18 protein-coding genes are annotated in these 18,034 nt (G+C 69.7%); 7 read left to right on the forward strand and 11 right to left on the reverse strand.

The window, feature by feature from the left end; all coding sequences use genetic code 11:
- Positions 1-132 precede the first annotated feature (132 nt).
- The 3 genes from ACZ6MZ_RS07185 to ACZ6MZ_RS07195 are packed head-to-tail and all read left to right on the forward strand — an operon-like array spanning position 133 to position 3,937.
- Complete coding sequence (locus ACZ6MZ_RS07185) at positions 133-1,242, forward strand: thiamine ABC transporter substrate-binding protein (protein WP_469350301.1); 1,110 nt, start codon at positions 133-135, stop codon at positions 1,240-1,242.
- Between the two features lie 50 nt (positions 1,243-1,292).
- Entirely contained in the window at positions 1,293-2,906 is a 1,614-nt protein-coding gene (locus ACZ6MZ_RS07190) for an ABC transporter permease (protein ID WP_389791337.1), read from the forward strand.
- The gene (locus ACZ6MZ_RS07195; protein WP_469350303.1) at positions 2,906-3,937 is read left to right on the forward strand and encodes an ABC transporter ATP-binding protein; all 1,032 of its coding nucleotides are present in this window, start codon (positions 2,906-2,908) and stop codon (positions 3,935-3,937) included. Before ACZ6MZ_RS07190 ends, ACZ6MZ_RS07195 begins: the two co-directional genes overlap by 1 nt.
- Positions 3,938-4,055: 118 nt before the next feature.
- On the opposite strand, the gene ACZ6MZ_RS07200 is transcribed toward ACZ6MZ_RS07195, so the two are convergent.
- From ACZ6MZ_RS07200 to ACZ6MZ_RS07215, 4 genes are all read right to left on the reverse strand, one after another.
- A complete protein-coding gene (locus tag ACZ6MZ_RS07200; RefSeq protein ID WP_389791320.1) occupies positions 4,056-5,204 on the reverse strand; it encodes a hypothetical protein in 1,149 nt (382 codons plus the stop codon).
- Entirely contained in the window at positions 5,186-5,914 is a 729-nt protein-coding gene (locus ACZ6MZ_RS07205) for an ABC transporter ATP-binding protein (protein WP_389791318.1), read from the reverse strand. The genes ACZ6MZ_RS07200 and ACZ6MZ_RS07205 overlap by 19 nt, the downstream gene beginning before the upstream one ends.
- A gap of 255 nt (positions 5,915-6,169) precedes the next feature.
- Complete coding sequence (locus tag ACZ6MZ_RS07210; RefSeq protein WP_384184751.1) at positions 6,170-7,549, reverse strand: aspartate aminotransferase family protein; 1,380 nt, start codon at positions 7,547-7,549, stop codon at positions 6,170-6,172.
- On the reverse strand, positions 7,534-8,025 hold the full coding sequence (locus ACZ6MZ_RS07215; protein WP_384184753.1) for an Lrp/AsnC family transcriptional regulator: 492 nt from the start codon (positions 8,023-8,025) through the stop codon (positions 7,534-7,536). The genes ACZ6MZ_RS07210 and ACZ6MZ_RS07215 overlap by 16 nt, the downstream gene beginning before the upstream one ends.
- Before the next feature lie 178 nt (positions 8,026-8,203).
- Between ACZ6MZ_RS07215 and ACZ6MZ_RS07220 the strand changes: the two genes are divergently transcribed.
- The gene (locus ACZ6MZ_RS07220; RefSeq protein ID WP_469350305.1) at positions 8,204-9,643 is read left to right on the forward strand and encodes a gamma-aminobutyraldehyde dehydrogenase; all 1,440 of its coding nucleotides are present in this window, start codon (positions 8,204-8,206) and stop codon (positions 9,641-9,643) included.
- A 110-nt stretch (positions 9,644-9,753) separates the two neighbouring features.
- Here the strand turns inward: ACZ6MZ_RS07220 and ACZ6MZ_RS07225 are convergent, their stop codons facing one another.
- Positions 9,754-10,041 (reverse strand): hypothetical protein, encoded by a 288-nt coding sequence (locus tag ACZ6MZ_RS07225; protein ID WP_469350307.1) that lies wholly within the window; start codon positions 10,039-10,041, stop codon positions 9,754-9,756.
- Entirely contained in the window at positions 10,034-10,468 is a 435-nt protein-coding gene (locus ACZ6MZ_RS07230) for an ATP-binding protein (protein ID WP_469350309.1), read from the reverse strand. Before ACZ6MZ_RS07230 ends, ACZ6MZ_RS07225 begins: the two co-directional genes overlap by 8 nt.
- A gap of 460 nt (positions 10,469-10,928) precedes the next feature.
- Here ACZ6MZ_RS07230 and ACZ6MZ_RS07235 point away from each other — a divergent pair, with 460 nt between their 5' ends.
- Positions 10,929-12,173, forward strand: a complete 1,245-nt coding sequence (locus ACZ6MZ_RS07235; protein ID WP_469350311.1) for an XRE family transcriptional regulator — start codon at positions 10,929-10,931, stop codon at positions 12,171-12,173.
- A gap of 4 nt (positions 12,174-12,177) precedes the next feature.
- On the opposite strand, the gene cutA is transcribed toward ACZ6MZ_RS07235, so the two are convergent.
- From cutA to ACZ6MZ_RS07255, 4 genes are read right to left on the reverse strand one after another with little or no spacing between them, the layout of a single operon-like run.
- A complete protein-coding gene (gene cutA, locus ACZ6MZ_RS07240) occupies positions 12,178-12,510 on the reverse strand; it encodes a divalent-cation tolerance protein CutA (protein ID WP_469350312.1) in 333 nt (110 codons plus the stop codon).
- Positions 12,511-12,548: 38 nt separating this feature from the next.
- The gene (locus ACZ6MZ_RS07245) at positions 12,549-12,938 is read right to left on the reverse strand and encodes a cupin domain-containing protein (RefSeq protein WP_469350313.1); all 390 of its coding nucleotides are present in this window, start codon (positions 12,936-12,938) and stop codon (positions 12,549-12,551) included.
- Positions 12,939-12,969: 31 nt separating this feature from the next.
- Positions 12,970-13,671 carry a glycerophosphodiester phosphodiesterase gene (locus tag ACZ6MZ_RS07250; protein ID WP_469350314.1) on the reverse strand — a complete coding sequence of 234 codons (702 nt, stop codon included), beginning with the start codon at positions 13,669-13,671 and terminating at the stop codon, positions 12,970-12,972.
- Positions 13,672-13,694: 23 nt separating this feature from the next.
- Complete coding sequence (locus ACZ6MZ_RS07255; protein WP_389678728.1) at positions 13,695-14,720, reverse strand: adenosine deaminase; 1,026 nt, start codon at positions 14,718-14,720, stop codon at positions 13,695-13,697.
- 163 nt (positions 14,721-14,883) lie between these two features.
- Between ACZ6MZ_RS07255 and ACZ6MZ_RS07260 the strand changes: the two genes are divergently transcribed.
- Complete coding sequence (locus ACZ6MZ_RS07260; RefSeq protein ID WP_469350316.1) at positions 14,884-15,627, forward strand: DUF4190 domain-containing protein; 744 nt, start codon at positions 14,884-14,886, stop codon at positions 15,625-15,627.
- Between the two features lie 20 nt (positions 15,628-15,647).
- Here the strand turns inward: ACZ6MZ_RS07260 and ACZ6MZ_RS07265 are convergent, their stop codons facing one another.
- Positions 15,648-16,241 (reverse strand): NADAR family protein, encoded by a 594-nt coding sequence (locus ACZ6MZ_RS07265; RefSeq protein ID WP_469350408.1) that lies wholly within the window; start codon positions 16,239-16,241, stop codon positions 15,648-15,650.
- Positions 16,242-16,504: 263 nt separating this feature from the next.
- Between ACZ6MZ_RS07265 and ACZ6MZ_RS07270 the strand changes: the two genes are divergently transcribed.
- Positions 16,505-18,022 (forward strand): gamma-aminobutyraldehyde dehydrogenase, encoded by a 1,518-nt coding sequence (locus tag ACZ6MZ_RS07270; protein WP_469350318.1) that lies wholly within the window; start codon positions 16,505-16,507, stop codon positions 18,020-18,022.
- Positions 18,023-18,034 lie beyond the last annotated feature (12 nt).

Below are 18,034 nucleotides of genomic sequence, written 5' to 3' on the forward strand. Positions count from 1 at the left end.
TGAACCTTGCCCAGGTCATTCTGGGTAGGAAGTTCGGTCATCACTCAAGCTGTTGCGCCCTGCCCGGAGTCCGGTCCGACCGGACCCCGGGCAGGGCCGCGTCTTCTCCTGGACATCCCAGGAGGAAAACCAGTGAGCACCACTAGGAAGATGACGGTCGCCGCGATCACCGCCGCGCTCGGTGTCTCGGCCCTCGCCGCCTGTGGCGGGTCCGGCGGCTCCGCGTCGTCCGGTGACGGCGACGGCAAGGGCGGTTCACCGTCCAAGACCGTCACGCTCGTCAGCCATGACTCGTTCGCCGCCTCCGCGTCCGTGCTGAAGCAGTTCACCCGGGAGACCGGCTACACCGTCAAGGTGCTGAAGAGCGGCGACGCCGGCGAGGCCCTCAACAAGGAGATCCTGACGAAGGGTTCGCCACAGGGCGATGTCTTCTTCGGCGTCGACAACACGCTGCTCTCCCGCGCCCTCGACAACGGCCTGTTCACGCCGTACAAGGCGAAGGGCCTCGACCAGGTCGACGCCGGCGCCCAGCTCGACAAGGACAAGAACCGGGTCACCCCGATCGACACCGGCGACATCTGCGTCAACTACGACAAGAAGTATTTCGCGGACAAGAAGCTCGCGCCGCCGCGGTCCTTCGACGATCTGATCAAGCCCCAGTACAAGAACCTGCTGGTCACGGAGAACGCCGCGACGTCCTCGCCGGGCCTTGGCTTCCTCCTCGGCACCGCCGCGCGATACGGCGACGACGGCTGGCAGGACTACTGGAAGAAGCTGAAGGCCAACGGCGTCCAGGTCGTCGACAGCTGGGATCAGGCCTACAACGGAACCTTCTCGGGCTCCGCGGGCGGCAAGCAGGCCAAGGGGGACCGGCCGCTCGTCGTCTCGTACGCCTCCAGCCCCCCGGCCGAGGTGCTGTACGCCGAGCCGCGGCCGAAGGAGGCCCCGACCGGAGTCTCCACCGGCACCTGCTTCCGGCAGACCGAGTTCGCCGGGCTGCTGGGCGGCGCGAAGAACGAGGCGGGCGGCAAGGCTCTGCTGGACTTCCTGATCAGCAAGCCGTTCCAGGCGGACATGCCGCTGAACATGTTCGTGAACCCGGTGGTCAAGGACATCGAACTGCCCGAGCTGTTCACGGAGTTCGGCGCGACCGTCGGCACGCCGGAGACCATGGCTCCTGACAAGATCGCCGCCCACCGTGAGCAGTGGATCCAGTCGTGGTCCTCACTCGTAGTGAAGTAACCCCGGCGCCGGCGCGAGCCGGGCGCGGGAACGCGGTGCGGCTCGGCCTGATGGCCGTGCCCGCCGCGTTCTTCGCGGTCTTCTTCGCCTATCCCGTCGCCGCGATCGTCGGCCGCGGGCTGAAGGCCGACGGCGGCTGGCAGTTCGGCCGGATCGGCGACGTACTGCGCCGCCCCGACATTCTCGACGTCCTGTGGTTCACCACCTGGCAGGCGCTCGCCTCCACCGCGCTCACCCTGCTGATCGCCCTGCCCGGCGCGTATGTCTTCGCGCGCCTCGACTTCCCCGGCAAGCAGCTGCTGCGCGCGGTGGTCACCGTGCCGTTCGTGCTGCCGACCGTCGTCGTCGGCACGGCCTTCCTGGCGCTGCTCGGCCGCGGCGGACTGCTCGACGAGCTGTGGGGCGTACGGCTCGACACCACGGTCTGGGCGATCCTCCTCGCGCATGTCTTCTTCAACTACGCGGTGGTCGTGCGGACCGTGGGCGGCCTGTGGTCCCAGCTCGACCCGCGCCAGGAGGAGGCAGCGCGGGTGCTCGGCGCGGGACGGCTCGCGGCCTGGTGGCGGGTGACGCTGCCCGCCCTCGGCCCCGCCGTCGCGGCCGCCGCCCTGATGGTCTTCCTCTTCACCTTCACCTCCTTCGGCGTCGTACAGATCCTCGGCGGCCCCGCCTACTCCACCCTGGAGGTGGAGATCTACCGGCAGACCGCGCAGCTGCTCGACCTGCCCACCGCCGCCGTACTGACGCTGGTGCAGTTCGCGGCGGTCGGCGGGATCCTCGCGGTGCACGCGTGGACCGTACGGAGACGGGAGTCCGCGCTGAGGCTGGTCGACCCCGCGCAGACCGCGAGCCGGCCGCGCGGAGCCGGCCAGTGGGCGCTGCTCGGCGGGGTCCTCGCCGTGGTGCTGCTGCTGATCCTGCTGCCGCTCGGGGTGCTCGTCGAGCGGTCGCTCGACGGTCCCGGCGGGTACGGCTTCGGCTACTTCCGGGCCCTCGGATCGGTGGAGGCGGGCGGCGGCACCTTCCTCGTACCGCCGCTGGAAGCGGTGTGGAACTCGCTGCGGTACGCCCTGGTCGCGACGGCCGTCGCACTGGCGGTGGGCGGTCTGGCCGCCGCCGCGCTCACCAGGCGCGCGGGCCGGCTCGTGCGCGGCTTCGACGCGCTGCTGATGCTGCCGCTCGGGGTCTCGGCCGTGACCGTCGGCTTCGGCTTCCTGATCACGCTCGACAAGCCGCCGCTGGATCTGCGGGCCTCCTGGATTCTGGTGCCGCTCGCCCAGGCGCTGGTCGGGGTGCCCTTCGTCGTACGGACGATGCTGCCGGTGCTCCGGGCGGTGGACGGACGGCTGCGCGAGGCGGCCGCGGTCCTCGGGGCGTCACCGCTGCGCGCCTGGCGTGAGGTCGATCTGCCGCTCGTACGGCGGGCGTTGCTGGTCGCGGCCGGTTTCGCCTTCGCCGTCTCGCTCGGCGAGTTCGGCGCGACGGTCTTCATCGCGCGCCCGGACCGGCCGACCCTGCCGGTCGCCGTGGCACGGCTGCTGGGGCGGCCCGGCGAGCTCAACTACGGCCAGGCGATGGCCCTGTCCACGGTCCTGATGGTGGTGTGCGCGGTGTCGCTGCTGGCGCTCGAACGTATCCGTACCGACCGTTCCGGAGAGTTCTGATGGCCCTGCTGACCTTGTCGGACGTGACCGTACGGTTCGGTGGACGTACCGCCCTCGACGCGGTGGACCTGGAGATCGCCGAGCACGAGATCGTCTGTGTGCTGGGGCCGAGCGGCAGCGGCAAGTCGACGCTGCTGAGGGTGGTGGCCGGGCTGCGGTCCCCGGACGGCGGGCGGGTGCTGCTCGACGGCGCCGACCAGTCGGGGGTGCCGGTGCACCGGCGCGGGGTCGGGCTGATGTTCCAGGACCATCAGCTCTTTCCGCAGCGTGATGTGGGCGGCAATGTCGCCTTCGGGCTGCGGATGCGTGGCGTGTCGCGTGACGAACAGGCCCGCCGGGTCGAGGAGTTGCTCGACCTCGTCGGTCTGCCGGGGGCGGGACGGCGGGCCGTCGCCGCGCTGTCCGGCGGTGAGCAGCAGCGGGTCGCCCTGGCGCGGGCGCTCGCCCCGCGGCCACGGCTGCTGATGCTGGACGAGCCGCTCGGCCAGCTCGACCGCAGTCTGCGGGAGCGGCTCGTCGTCGAACTGCGCGGACTCTTCGGACAGCTGGGTACGACGGTGCTCGCCGTCACCCACGACCAGGGCGAGGCCTTCGCGCTGGCCGACCGTGTGGTGGTGATGCGGGACGGGCGCGTCGCGCAGACCGGCACACCGCTGGAGGTCTGGCAGCGGCCGGCCTCCGCCTTCGTGGCCCGGTTCCTCGGCTTCGACAATGTGGTGGACGCGACGGTGAGCGGCGAGGCCGCCGACACGGTGTGGGGCAAGATCCCGGTGCCCGGCGGTTCCCCGCAGGGCGAGCGGACGGTGCTGGTGCGGCCGGCCGGGGTGCGTCTCGTCGACCCCGCCGAGGGGCTGCGCTGCACGGTCGAGGCACGTACGTTCCGTGGCAGCCGGGCCGCCGTGCTGCTGCGGCCCGGCGACGCTCCGGTGCTTGAGGCGGAGTGCGCCCTGCGGGACGCGCCGGGGGAGGGGGCGACGGTGGGTGTCGCCTTCGCGGCCGAGGATGTGGTGGTACTGCCGGGGCGGGGCTGACCCGCTCCCGCACCCGCTCCCGCACCCGGTCTCGCGCCGGGCGTTAATGCGGCCCCTGTCGTCCGGGCCCGCGGTGCGCGGGCTCGGACGACAGGGGCCGAACCCCGGTGGCTGGTGCTCAGGCGGCCAGCGGGACCGCTGCCAGGGCCGCTACCGCCCAGGTCAGCGGGGCGAAGACCGCGAGGACCGTGGTCGCCCGCACCGCCGCCGCTGTACGGAGGAGGCCGACGGGTGCGCCCTGGCGCTGGAGGGACTCCGTGGTGGAGGCGCGAGCCTGTTTGGCTTCCAGGGTCGCGGTCAGGAGGGTCGCCGCCGTACAGCCGATGACCAGCGCCGCACCGAGGCCGGTGAGAGCGCCGAAGGGCCGCTCGTCACCCGTGCCGTACAGCGACGCCGCGGCGAAGGCGCCCGAGACCACCGCGCACAGGACGCCCAGCGACGGACCGATACGGCGGGCCTCGGCCATCAGGGTGCGGCCCGCGAGCAGGCGGATCGCGCCGGGCCGCAGCGTCTGCAGCAGCCAGCCGCAGAGATGGGTGATGCCGGGGCCGGCCAGCGCGAGACCGACCGCGGTCAGGGCCCAGCCGGCCAGGACGCCCGCCGGGCTGCCGTCGAAGCGGCCCGGCAGCGGCAGCGCGGAGCCTCCGCTCCGGCTCGCGTACGTCTCGATCGCGAGGCCCGCCGCGGTGAGGGCGACGCCCCACGGCAGTCCGGCCGGCGCGGGCGCGGCGGCCGGTGCCGGCTCGTCGTCCGCCGGGTGCGTACGGGCGCGCGGGCGCAGCGCGAGCGCCGTCGCCGCCGTCGCCAGTACGGGCACCACCGCCAGCAGCGTCAGCACCGCCGCCAGCGGCAGCGGCTGGTTCGCGGCGAGCAGGTCCGACGCCTCGCCGGCGAACGGCATCCCGGCCAGATCGCCGCGCAGCACAAGGAAGACGAGCAGCGCCATCGCGCTCCCCAGCGTGCAGGACACCGCCGCCGACGCGGCGGCCAGCGCCGTGAGCCGGGCCGGGCCGAGGCCGACCGCGGACAGTCCGGTGCGTGGCCGGGTGCCCGGATCCGTACGGGCCACCGCGACCGTGAGCTGCACCGTCGCCGCGATCGGGATCAGACACCAGAGCAGCCGCGGCAGCGATCCTGCCGGGTGGCCCATCGCCCAGCCCAGCGTGCACAACAGCAGAAAGCCGATCCCGGCGGAGGCGGCCACGACCAGCAGCCGGCGCAGCAGGACCAGGGGGTGGGTACCACGGCCTAGACGGAGAGCGAGCACGCGGCCTGGCCTTCCGCCTCGGACGGCTCCAACGAGTTGGTGCGACGGCCGTCGAGCAGCGAGACCGCGCGGTCGGCGAGCGTCGCGACCTCCGCGTCCAGGGTGGCCATGACGACGGTGATGCTGTGCGAGCGGGCCGCGGTGGTCAGCGTACGCAGCACCTGAGCGCGGTCCGACCGGTGCAGCGGCGCCGTCGGCTCATCGGCGAAGAGCACCGACGGCGTGGTGACGAGGGCGCGCGCGACGGCGATCCGCTGCCGCTCGGACTGGAGCAGGGCGTGCGGGCGCTTGCGGGCGCACGCGCCGATGTCGAGCCGCTCCAGCCACTCCATCGCGACGGTCTTGGCGGCGCGGTGGGACGCGCCGCGCATCAGCAGCGGCAGGGCCGCGTTCTCCCAGGCGTTGAGCTCGGGAACGAGCGAGGGCTCGGCGTCGATCCAGCTGAAGCGGTCGCGGCGCAGCCGTTCGCGCAGCAGCGGGCTCATGGTGTGGACCGGCGTGCTGTTGAACCACACCTCGCCCTGTTGCGGGACCAGCTGCCCCGACAGGCAGCGCAGCAGGGTCGTCTTGCCGCTGCCGCGTGGGCCGCTCACGGCGAGGATCTCGCCCTCGCGCACGCCGAGCGAGACGTCGTCGAGCGCGGGCGAGCCGTTGTGGGAGTAGTTCAGGGAACGCGCCCAGAGCACGTCGTTGTCCGGCGGGGCCACCATGGCGTACACCTCGGTTCTGATCAGACTTACCGTCCCCCGTCCGGGGGAACGAACGCGGCGACGATCGGTCACTGGGCACGGTAGGTATTCGGAACCGGGTGTGCGGACAGCACACGGCCCGGGTGCCCCCCTTCTCACTCGTTTGGGGGGCACCCGGGCCGTCATGCGGGTGGTGCGGTCGTGCGGTGGTGCGGTCGTGCGGTGACGCGGGTCGTGCGGTTGTGCGGTGACGCGCGTACGGAACCGCTCAGCGGATCAGAACTTGGTCCATGCCTCCGTCAGCACCGACCGCAGGATCCCTTCGATCTCGTCGAACGTCGACTGGTCGGAGATCAGCGGTGGCGCCAGCTGCACGACCGGGTCTCCCCGGTCGTCGGCGCGGCAGTACAGCCCGTTGTCGTACAGCGCCTTGGAGAGGAACCCGTACAGGACGCGCTCGGTCTCCTCGTCGGTGAACGTCTCCTTGGTGGCCTTGTCCTTCACCAGCTCGATGCCGTAGAAGAACCCGTTGCCACGGATGTCACCGACGATCGGCAGGTCGTGCAGCTTCTTCAGCGTGTCGAAGAACGCGCCCTCCTGGTCGAGGACATGCTGGTTGAGACCCTCGCGCTCGAAGATGTCGAGGTTGGCGAGACCGACCGCCGCGGAGACCGGGTGGCCACCGAAGGTATAGCCGTGCAGGAAGGTGTTGTCGCCCTCGTAGAACGGCTGGGCGAGCCGGTCGGAGATGATGCAGGCGCCGATCGGGGAGTAGCCCGACGTCATGCCCTTGGCGCAGGTGATCATGTCCGGTACGTAGTCGAACTTGTCGCACGCGAACATCGTGCCGAGCCGGCCGAACGCGCAGATGACCTCGTCGGAGACGAGCAGCACGTCGTACTGGTCGCAGATCTCACGGACCCGCTGAAAGTACCCGGGCGGCGGCGGGAAGCAGCCGCCGGCGTTCTGCACCGGCTCCAGGAAGACCGCCGCGACCGTCTCGGGCCCCTCGAAGAGGATCTCCTGCTCGATCTGGTCGGCGGCCCAGCGGCCGAAGGCCTCGGGGTCGTCGCCGAAGAGCGGCGCGCGGTAGATGTTGGTGTTCGGGACCTTGCGCGCGCCCGGGACCAGCGGCTCGAACGGCGCCTTCAGGGCCGGCAGACCGGTGATGGACAGGGCACCCTGCGGCGTGCCGTGGTAGGCGACGGCGCGTGAGATGACCTTGTACTTGGTCGGCTTGCCGGTCAGCTTGAAGTACTGCTTGGCGAGCTTCCACGCGGTCTCGACGGCTTCGCCGCCACCGGTGGTGAAGAAGACCTTGTTGAGGTCGCCGGGCGCGTAGTGGGCGAGCCGCTCCGCCAGCTCGACGGCCTTCGGGTGGGCGTAGGACCACACCGGGAAGAAGGCCAGCTCCTGGCCCTGCTTGTAGGCGGCCTCGGCCAGCTCGTGGCGGCCGTGACCGGCGTTGACCACGAACAGGCCGGAGAGGCCGTCGAGGTAGCGCTTGCCCTTGTCGTCGAAGATGTAGGTGCCCTCACCACGCACGATGGTGGGCACGGGTGCGTTCTCGTACGACGACATGCGGGTGAAGTGCATCCACAGGTGGTCGTACGCGGTTTTGGAGAGGTCCTTGCTCACGGCTATCGGGTTCCCCACATATAGGTCTGCTTCTTCAACTTGAGGTAGACGAAGCTCTCGGTGGAGCGCACGCCGGGGAGCGCGCGAATCCTTTTGTTGATCACTTCCAGCAGGTGGTCGTCGTCCTCGCAGACGATCTCCACCATCAGGTCGAAGGAGCCCGCGGTCATCACCACGTACTCGCATTCGTCCATGGCTGTCAGCGCGTCGGCGACCACTTCCAGATCGCCCTCGACGTTGATGCCGACCATCGCCTGCCGCCGGAAGCCGACGGTGAGCGGGTCGGTGACGGCGACGATCTGCATCACGCCCTGATCGAGCAGCTTCTGGACGCGCTGGCGCACGGCCGCCTCGGAGAGGCCGACGGCCTTGCCGATCGCGGCGTACGGGCGCCGCCCGTCCTCCTGGAGCTGTTCGATGATGGCGAGGGATACGGCATCGATCGACGGTGACGATCCGTTCCCGGTCCTGGAGTCTGCGCTACGACTGGCCACGCGGTTCACTGTGCACTGCGACTCATCCGTCTGGCAACCCTGCATCGATGAAATTCGTTGTTGGGCGACCTGAATCTCACTGAATCCGAAGTTCCCGAGGGTCGGGCCTGTCGAAAGCGTCGACCGACCGATTAGGGTGGGAGTCTCACCCATCGGACATCTGACAGGAGGGGTGGCAGTGACCACCGAGCTGCGCCGTCTGCGTAACTACATCAATGGGGAGTTCCGGGACGCCGCCGACGGGCGGACCATCGAGGTGGTCAACCCGGCCACGGGCGAGGTGTACGCCACGTCCCCGCTCTCCGGGGCGGCCGACGTCGACGCCGCCATGGAGGCCGCCGCGGCCGCGTTCCCGGCCTGGCGCGACGCCACCCCGGCCGAGCGCCAGAAGGTTCTGCTCAAGATCGCGGACGCCTTCGAGGAGCGCGCGGAGGACCTGATCGCCGCCGAGTCCGAGAACACCGGCAAGCCGATCGAGCTGACCCGTACCGAAGAGCTCCCGCCGATGGTGGACCAGATCCGCTTCTTCGCGGGCGCCGCCCGGATGCTCGAAGGCCGCGCGGCCGGTGAGTACATGGAGGGCCTCACCTCCATCGTCCGGCGCGAGCCGGTCGGTGTCTGCGCCCAGGTCGCGCCGTGGAACTACCCGATGATGATGGCCGTGTGGAAGTTCGCGCCGGCCCTCGCCGCGGGCAACACCGTGGTGCTGAAGCCGTCGGACACCACCCCGGCCTCGACCCTGCTGATGGCCGAGATCATCGGCGCGATCGTCCCGAAGGGCGTCTTCAACGTCATCTGCGGCGACCGCGACAGCGGCCGCGCGATGGTCGAGCACCCGACGCCGGCGATGGCGTCCATCACCGGTTCCGTACGGGCCGGCATCCAGGTCGCCGAGTCCGCCGCCAAGGACGTCAAGCGGGTCCACCTGGAGCTGGGCGGCAAGGCCCCGGTCGTCGTCTTCGAGGACGTCGACATCGCGAAGGCCGTCGAGGACATCGCGGTGGCGGGCTACTTCAACGCGGGCCAGGACTGTACGGCCGCCACCCGCGTCATCGTCCACGAGTCGATCCACGACGAGTTCGTGACGGCCCTCGCGAAGGCCGCCGCCGACACGAAGACCGGCCAGCCGGACGACGAGGACGTGCTGTACGGCCCGCTCAACAACGCCAACCAGCTGAAGCAGGTCTCCGGCTTCATCGAGCGGCTGCCGGCCCACGCCAAGGTCGAGGCGGGCGGCCACCAGGTCGGCGACAAGGGCTACTTCTACGCCCCGACCGTGGTCTCGGGCCTCAAGCAGGACGACGAGATCATCCAGAACGAGGTCTTCGGCCCGGTCATCACCGTCCAGTCCTTCACGGACGAGGCGCAGGCCCTGGAGTACGCGAACGGCGTCGAGTTCGCCCTCGCCTCCTCGGTGTGGACCAAGGACCACGGGCGCGCGATGCGGATGTCGAAGTCGCTCGACTTCGGCTGTGTCTGGATCAACACCCATATCCCGCTGGTCGCGGAGATGCCGCACGGCGGCTTCAAGAAGTCCGGCTACGGCAAGGACCTCTCGGCATACGGCTTCGACGACTACACGCGCATCAAGCACGTAATGACCTCACTCGACAGCTGACACCCCCCCCGACGGGGCGAGCACGGGGACACCGCGCCCTTGCCCGCCCCGTCCGCGTCACGGAGTCGCTTCCCAGCCAGTAGCTCGCGGTGCACGTAGTGCGGTCCATTTCACGGGTGGGCGGAACCGCCTGCCGTGTTCTCGTTGAGCGACCAGCCCGCAACGCGCACGACCGATCCTTGATCCGTCGCGCGGATCGTGTTAACCGGGACAACTGTCAGCTCCGAAGCGGCAGGCAGGCGCAGGGGAGGTCCCGTCTCAAAGATGAGCACCATCGCCAGGCCACCGGTCGCGTACCGACCCGTGCGTGCGTCTCTGATCTCACGCCAGCGGCCCGCGACGATCACCCGGTCTCCGCGCTGCAACCGCATCGCGCACAGGCGAAGTTCATCAACCATGGCGTAGTCCGCCGTCCGCGCCCAGTGCCGGCGACAGTTCCGCCCATACCATCTTCCCGACCCCACCCCGCTCGCTGACACCCCACCGGTCCGCGAGGGCGGCCACGAGCGTCAGCCCCCGCCCGTCGCACGCGTCCAGGTCCGGCGTCTGCCGCACCGGCTGGTCGGTCGATGCGTCGTGCACCTCGATGCGCAGGCAGTCGCGCGCCCGGAAATACCGGGTCTCGATCTCTCGTCCCGGTGACACATGGGCGTGGCGCCCGGCATTGGTCAGCAACTCTGAGAGGACCAGCACCGCCGAGTCTTCCAGCATCACCAGCCCCCAACCCGCCAGCGCCTTGCGCAGTTCCGTACGCGCCAACCCGACACAGCGGGGATGGCGACTCCACCGCAGTACCACTACGCTGCCGCCCTGGCTGTGATCCATCAGGCCACCTCCACGCCGTGGATCACACGAGGCGGTACGTTGACGCCATGCACCACCGGCCATAGAGGCTGCCACCGTTCTCGCCGCAACCGCCGATCTTCGTGCTCCCCACGCGCATACGTGGCCCGAACCGAGTCCACTGCCCCCGGTAGTTCGAAGACACGGGCGATAAAGTGCAGCATGTCGACGCTCCTTCAAAGCGTTGGCCACGCCCCCGGACCGTTGCTGCGGTCGCGGGGGTCTGTTGCGCCCAACTCTTCGCATCGGAATCGCCGCTGACTTCCCGTCCGTGGGTATACCCATCATGGGTAGGCTGACAGATGGGCCAATGCGGCACACTGTTACCAGCAGGCGCGACGGGAACCTTATGACTGACTATCAACCGCCGACAGCGCTACCGCGCGGCCTTCTGGGTCACCCAGAGATGAGAGCCGCAATTGCGGCACACGACTTTGGCACAGTGTTCCTTCTGGCTCGCGCTGAGGCCGGGATTAGCTATTCGAAGATTGCTGCAGAATGTGACATCAAGCCAGAGCGGGTTGGTACGCTCGCACGCGGTCAGGGCAGCGTCACTTCCTTCGACAAGATCACGAAGATTTCCGATGCGCTCCGTATCCCCGGGATACTCCTCGGCCTTACACCCCGACCGTGGGAGGCAAGTCGACCCGCCGCCCGTCCTTCCGCCCCTTTAACACACATCACGACGACGCCCCGAAATGGAGGTGCCTCAGTGCGTCGCAGGGAATTCTTTAAAGCATCAGCCGGCGCGGGCTTGGCGGTTGGCCTTCCTGAACTTGCTCCACTCGAAGCGGGGCCACGGATCGGACGAGATCTGCCCGTTCAACTGAGGATGCGTACGGAGCGCCTGCGCCGACTTGACGACATCCTGGGTGGAGGCGATACCTACCGCGTCTACCTCGGAGAATATCAAGCTACCAAGGCTGTTCTCCGCGACGGTAGTTACACAGACGAGACGGGACGCTCCCTGCTGTCCGTATTGGCCGAGCAGGCCCAACAAGCTGGATGGGCTGCGTTCGACGCGGGCAAAAGCAGTGACGCGAGGAGTCTCTACGAGGCAAGCCATCTCGCTGCAACTGACGCTGGAGATCGCGTGCTTGCTGGGAATGCCTTGGCGTTTCTCGCCTACCAGCAGACGAGCGTCAACCCCCAGGCAGGCATTGACATGGCGATTGAGTCATGTCGAACCGCAGGTGCCGAAGCCCCATCCGGGGTTCGGGCATTGCTGCATGAGCGCCTCGCCTGGGCTTACGCCGTTGCCGGACTCGCTAGTCAGACTGAGCAGGCACTCAGGTCAGCCGAAGACGCGCTCAGCGAAAACGACGGGCTGCCGCAACCGGATTGGGCTGCCTGGGTGGACAGCCGTGAACTTCAGATCATGACCGGACGATGCTGGACCGAACTGCGGCGGCCGATCCGTGCCGTGCCTGTTCTTGAAAGTGCACTTGCTCGATTTGACGACGCTCACGCGCGGGACAAGAGCTTGTACCTGTCATGTTTGGCAACCTCTTGCCTGGCTGCTGGGGAGATTGAGCAAGCTGCCACGATCACGACCCAGGTACTTGAGCTCTCGGCCGGAGTGGCGTCGGTGCGCCCACGTCAGCGCATTGGACCAGTCCTTCAAGAGCTCAGCGCCCATCGTGCTGTACCGGCCGTAGCCGAAGCCATGGACATGGCGGGGGTTTGACGCGTCACGCCCCGGATGGTGGTTCGGTGGTCGCCTCGACCCATCGCAGGTAGTCAGCGGATCCCGCGACGACCGGTACGGCCACGACTTCCGGCTTGTCCCACGGGTGATGGCGCAACAGGTGCGCTTCCAGTTCCGGGTAACGATCAGCCCGCGTCTTGAGCAGGAGTTGCCACTCCTCGCCCGTTCCGAACTGGCCCTGATGCCAGAACACGGAGATCACCGGGCCCACGATCTGTGCCCCGGCCGCGAGCCGAGCCATCACCACCGACTCCGCGAGCGCTACCGCTTCCTCACGGGTCTCCGTCGCGGTGGACACCTGCCAGACATCAGCCATGTGGAGCATGGTAGCGACGGCCGCCAGGGCCTCCGCGGTCAGCGCGGCGGCCGGGTCTGCTCTTTCTGTGTGGCTGCGTAGCCGGGCACGGACGGCCACCGGACCGTCAGGACCACCGAGTCCTGCTCCGCGAGCCAGGAGTGGTCGACGCCGCGACCCCACAGGACGTAATCCCCCTGGCGTGCCAGCAGAACACTGCGGCCGGGGAGTTCGACGCGGAAGCGACCACTGATGAGCACCAGGAGAGCCGTTCTTTCCTCGCCTGTCACCCACTGCGTTCGCTCGTCGCCGCGCGGGTGGATACCCCATTTGATCTCCACGGCCTCGCTGTGGCGAGGATCGCCGGGGTCCTTGAAGTGCCCGAGCAGCCACCCCCGGTCGAGCACCGCGTCCTCGCTCGCGTTGCCTACGTACACGCTGTCGTTCATATGGACGGCCGCTGCCGTTGTGTCCAGCGGTTCAAGGGCGGCTGGTGGAGCGGGAGTTGGTCAGGAGGCTGGTCAGGGTGTCGATGCGGTTGGTGGTGATCGAGTCGACGCCTCGCGCGATCAGGCGGCGCATGGAGCGGCGGGTGTCCGGGGTCCAGGCGGAGACCAGCAGGCCGTCGCGGTGGTTGCGGTCGGTCAGGTCGCGGGTGATCAGTCCGAAGCGGTAGTTGAGCCAGCGCGGGCGCACGGCCGCGACCAGGGACGGCAGCGGCGGGGCCACGGACGTCCAGGTCATCGCGATCTCGGCGGTCGCGTCGGCGGCCCGGACGGCGAGCATGGTGCTCGGGCCCGCGCAGTAGGACACACGCTCGGCGGCCCCGCATTCGCGCACGGTGGCGATGACCGTACGGACCGACTCCTCGGAGGCGCCGGGGAGATCGATCATCAGCCCCGCCCCGCCCGTCGCGAGCAGCGTGTCCCGCAGGGTCGGGACTCCGCCCCGGGTCAGCTCGCGCACCTCCTCGTGGGTCAGCTCCGCGAGGCGGAGGTCATGGCCCCAGAGCCGCTCCAGCGAGGAGTCGTGCAGGAGCAGCGGGACACCGTCCCGGGTCAGCCGGACATCGACCTCGACCGTGTCCGCTCCCCGCTCCAGCGCGGAGCGGACCGACGGAAGGGTGTTCTCGCGGACCCGGTAGGGATCGCCACGGTGGGCTACGGCAACGACGGTACGCATGAGGTCATTGTCGTCGGCCGGCGCTACCGCGCGAGCCACTTGGCGGTGTACGTGTCGATCTCCGTGGCGAGCCGCCTCTTGCTGTCCGCGTCGAGGAAGGCCGCCTCGACACCGTTCTTCGCGAGGTCGGCGAGGCCCCGCTCGTCCAGCCCGAGCAGCCGGGCCGCGACCCCGTACTCCTGGTTGAGGTCCGTGCCGAACATCGGCGGGTCGTCGCTGTTGACCGTCACCAGCACACCGGCCGAGACCATCGCCTTGATCGGGTGCTCGTCGAGATCGGCGACGGCGCGGGTGGCGATGTTGGAGGTGGGGCACACCTCCAGCGGGATGCGGTGCCGCGCGAGGTGCGCCAGCAGCTCCGGGTCCTGGACGGCGCTGGTGCCATGACCGATGCGCTCCGCGCGCAGGTCGTTGAGCGCGTCCCAGATCGTCCCGGGTCCTGTCGTCTCGCCGGCGTGCGGCACGGAGTGCAGACCCGCCGCGATGGCCCGGTCGAAGTACGGCTTGAACTGCGGCCGGGGCACCCCGATCTCGGGGCCGCCCAGACCGAAGGCGATGAGGCCCTCGGGGCGCAGGTCCACTGCGAGCCGGGTGGTCTCCTCGGCCGCCCGCAGACCGGCCTCGCCGGGGATGTCGAAGCACCAGCGCAGGACGACTCCCAGCTCGGCCTCCGCGGCCTTCCTGGCGTCCTCGATCGCCTCCATGAAGCCCTGCTCGGGAATGCCTCGGCTGGTCGAGCTGAACGGGGTGACGGTCAGCTCGGCGTAGCGGATGTTCTGCCGGGCCATGTCACGGGCGACCTCGAAGGTCAGCAGCCGGACGTCCTCAGGGGTACGGATCAGATCGACGACGGAGAGATAGACGTCGATGAAATGCGCGAAGTCGGTGAAGGTGAAGAAGTCGACGAGCGCCTCGGGATCGGTGGGCACCTTGGAGTCCGGGTGCCGGGCGGCCAGCTCGGCCACGATGCGCGGCGAGGCGGAGCCGACATGATGCACATGCAGCTCTGCCTTGGGCAGCCCCGCGATGAAGGGGTGCAGATCGGTCATCGGATCCTCCGGGTGCTGGGGCGGGCGCCGGAAGTACGGCGTCGGCGAGGCAGAGCGTCCGGCCCCTGCCCGGGGCCGCTGGGGTCAGGGATCATCGTAGGCCGGGCCGGTTCCGCACCGGATGGAGGCCGTAGCATGACGGCATCACGATGGGGGAGGGCCCATGTCAGACAAGAGCGAGCAGCCGTCGGGCGGCTACGAGCCGAGTGATCCCTGGGCACCGCCGGAGCACAAGGTGCCGCTGGACAAGCCGGCGCAGCAGCAGCAGCCGCACCAGCCGCCGCCCGGATCCGTACACGATCAGCCCACGGTCATCGGGATGCCCGGTGGCGGGCCCGAGTCCGGCGCCGTACCACCGCCGCCGATCGCCCCCGGGGGACCGGCTCAGCCCACCCCGGGCGCTTACGGCTTCCCGAGCGCCGGGCCCGCGCCGAGCGACCAGCAGTCCGCCGCCCCGTACGGCGCCGGCACGGGGTACGGCTATCCCGGCCCCGGCTACACCGACCCCAGCAATCCCGCAGCCGGCTACCCCGCGGCCGGATATCCCGCCGCCGGATATCCGGGATACGGGCAGACCGGCTGGCAGCAGGCCCCGGCGAACGGCATGGGGATCACCGCGATGGTGCTCGGCATCATCTCCGTGGTGATCTTCTGTATCTGGGGCATCGGCATCATCCTCGGTGTCCTCGCGCTGATCTTCGGGATCATCGGCCGCCGCCGTGCCCGGCGGGGCGAGGCGACGAACGGCGGGATGGCGCTGGCGGGCATCATCCTCGGCGCCATCGGTGCCGTGGTCAGCGCCGCGTTCCTCAGCTTCCTGATCTGGCTGATCGCCAACGGCGAGGAGCTGGACACGACGAACGACGACCCCTTCGCCACCTCGCTCGTGGTCGACGTCAGCCGCTGAACCCCGTCACCTGAACCCGGTCAGCCGCCGGCCCCTGCCCCAGCCGGGGCCGCGGCCGGGTCCGGACCCGCCCGGAGCCGCTCACGCGCCTCCATCAGCGCGAAGCCCAGCAGATTCAGCCCGCGCCAGCGCGCGGGATCCTGGGCGCGCTCGTCGCCCGCGGCCAGTCCGATGCCCCAGATCCGGTCCCTCGGGCTGGCCTCGACGAGTATCCGGTCGCCCGTGGCCAGCAGAAATCCGCGCAGCCCGGCATCCTGGCCGAATTTGTGGACGCTTCCCTCCACCACGATGCCGTGGCGCTCGCGCTCCCACACGATCTCGTCGAAATCGCGCACCAGCCGCCCCGCCTTCTTGGCGAGGGCGGGATTCGCCGCTTCCACGGCGGCACGCTCGGCCGCCTCGTCCCGGAAGAGCCGGGCCTTGGCCGCCATCATCCAGTGCTCGGCCGTCGCGTACTCAACGCCGTCGACCGTGAAAGGCGACGGCCACCACTGGCTGAGACAGGACGGCCCGACCGCGCCGTCCCGCCGCGGTGTGTGCCCCCAGAAGTGCAGATACGTGACCGTCTCGCCGCGCTCGGCCCGTTCGACCAGCTCAGCCGCCGTGCGGACCATGCTCCCCGTGTTCTTCCCCATGCATGTGAGTCTGGCAGCCACCACTGACATTCCGTACGCCGATCGGGAAGCCGACGCGACACATGGTCGACCGATTCCGTCGCGTAACCAAAAGGCAACAACGGAATCCCTTGTTGAGGTGGATGTGCTCTGTCAGGATCGGCACTCAATTGAAGCCGGAACTACAGCCTGAGTAACAGCCGGCACAGCCGAGGGAACACCAGCCGACGGAACACCTGTCGATGGAACTACGGAGAGCACGCATGGGCAACCGCTTCCAGGTGCGGGACCGCTTCGCGGACGGTGCGCAGTTCATCGGCGGGACGCTGCGGCCCGGCACCTCGGGACGTACGCACGCCGTCGTGAACCCGGCCACCGGCGAAGAGATCTACGTGTACGAACTGGCCGGCCCCGCCGATGTCGACGCGGCCGTCGCCGCCGCGCGCGCGGCCTTCCCCGGCTGGGCGGGCACCACCCCCGGCGAGCGCTCCGACGCCCTGCACCGCTTCGCGGCCGTCCTCGCCGGACAGGCCGCCGACTTCGCGTACGCCGAATCGCTCCAGTGCGGCAAACCGATCAAGCTGTCCACCGAGTTCGATGTGCCGGGCACCGTCGACAACACCGCCTTCTTCGCGGGCGCGGCCCGCCATCTCGAAGGTGTCTCGGCCGGCGAGTACAGCGGCGACCACACCTCCTACGTACGCCGCGAGCCGCTCGGCGTCATCGGCTCCATCGCGCCCTGGAACTACCCCCTCCAGATGGCCGCGTGGAAGATCCTCCCGGCCATCGCCGCGGGCAACACGATCGTGCTGAAGCCCGCCGAGATCACCCCCTTCACCTCGCTGATGTTCGCCCAGGCCGCGCAGCTGGCCGGACTCCCCGACGGTGTGATCAACATCGTCACCGGCGCGGGCCCCGACGCCGGCGAACACCTCGTCGGCCACCCCGATGTCGTGATGACCTCCTTCACCGGCTCCACCCCCGTCGGCAAGCGCGTCGCCGAGATCGCCACCGCCACCGTCAAGCGCCTCCACCTCGAACTCGGCGGCAAGGCCCCCTTCCTGGTCTTCGACGACGCCGACCTGGAGGCCGCGGTCCACGGCGCGGTCGCGGGATCGCTCATCAACAGTGGCCAGGACTGCACGGCCGCCACCCGCGCCTATGTCCAACGGCCGCTGTACGACGCCTTCGTGAGCGCGGTCGCCGCGCTGATGGAGACCGTGCGCCTCGGCGACCCCTTCGACCCGGCCACCGATCTCGGCCCGCTCATCTCGCACACCCACCGCGACCGGGTCGCCGGCTTCGTCGACCGGGCCCGCGGCTACGCCCGGGTCGTCACCGGCGGTGAGGCGCCCGGGGGCGGCCTGAAGGACGGCGCGTACTACCGGCCCACGCTGGTCGCGGACGCCCCGCAGGACAGCGAGATCGTCCAGTCGGAGATCTTCGGCCCGGTCCTGGTCGTGCTCCCCTTCGACTCCGACGACGAAGGCATCCGGCTCGCCAACGACACCCCGTACGGCCTCGCCGCCTCCGCCTGGAGCCGCGACGTCTACCGCACCGGCCGCGCGACCCGCGAGCTCCGGGCGGGCTGTGTCTGGATCAACGACCATATTCCGATCATCAGCGAGATGCCGCACGGCGGCTACCGGGCCAGTGGGTTCGGAAAGGACATGTCGATGTACTCCTTCGAGGAGTACACGCAGGTCAAGCATGTGATGTACGACAACACCGCGGTGGCGAGGAAGGACTGGCACCGCACGATCTTCGGCGACCGTCCCTAGAGCGCCGGCCGG

Source organism: Streptomyces sp. NPDC042201, from assembly GCF_055582185.1.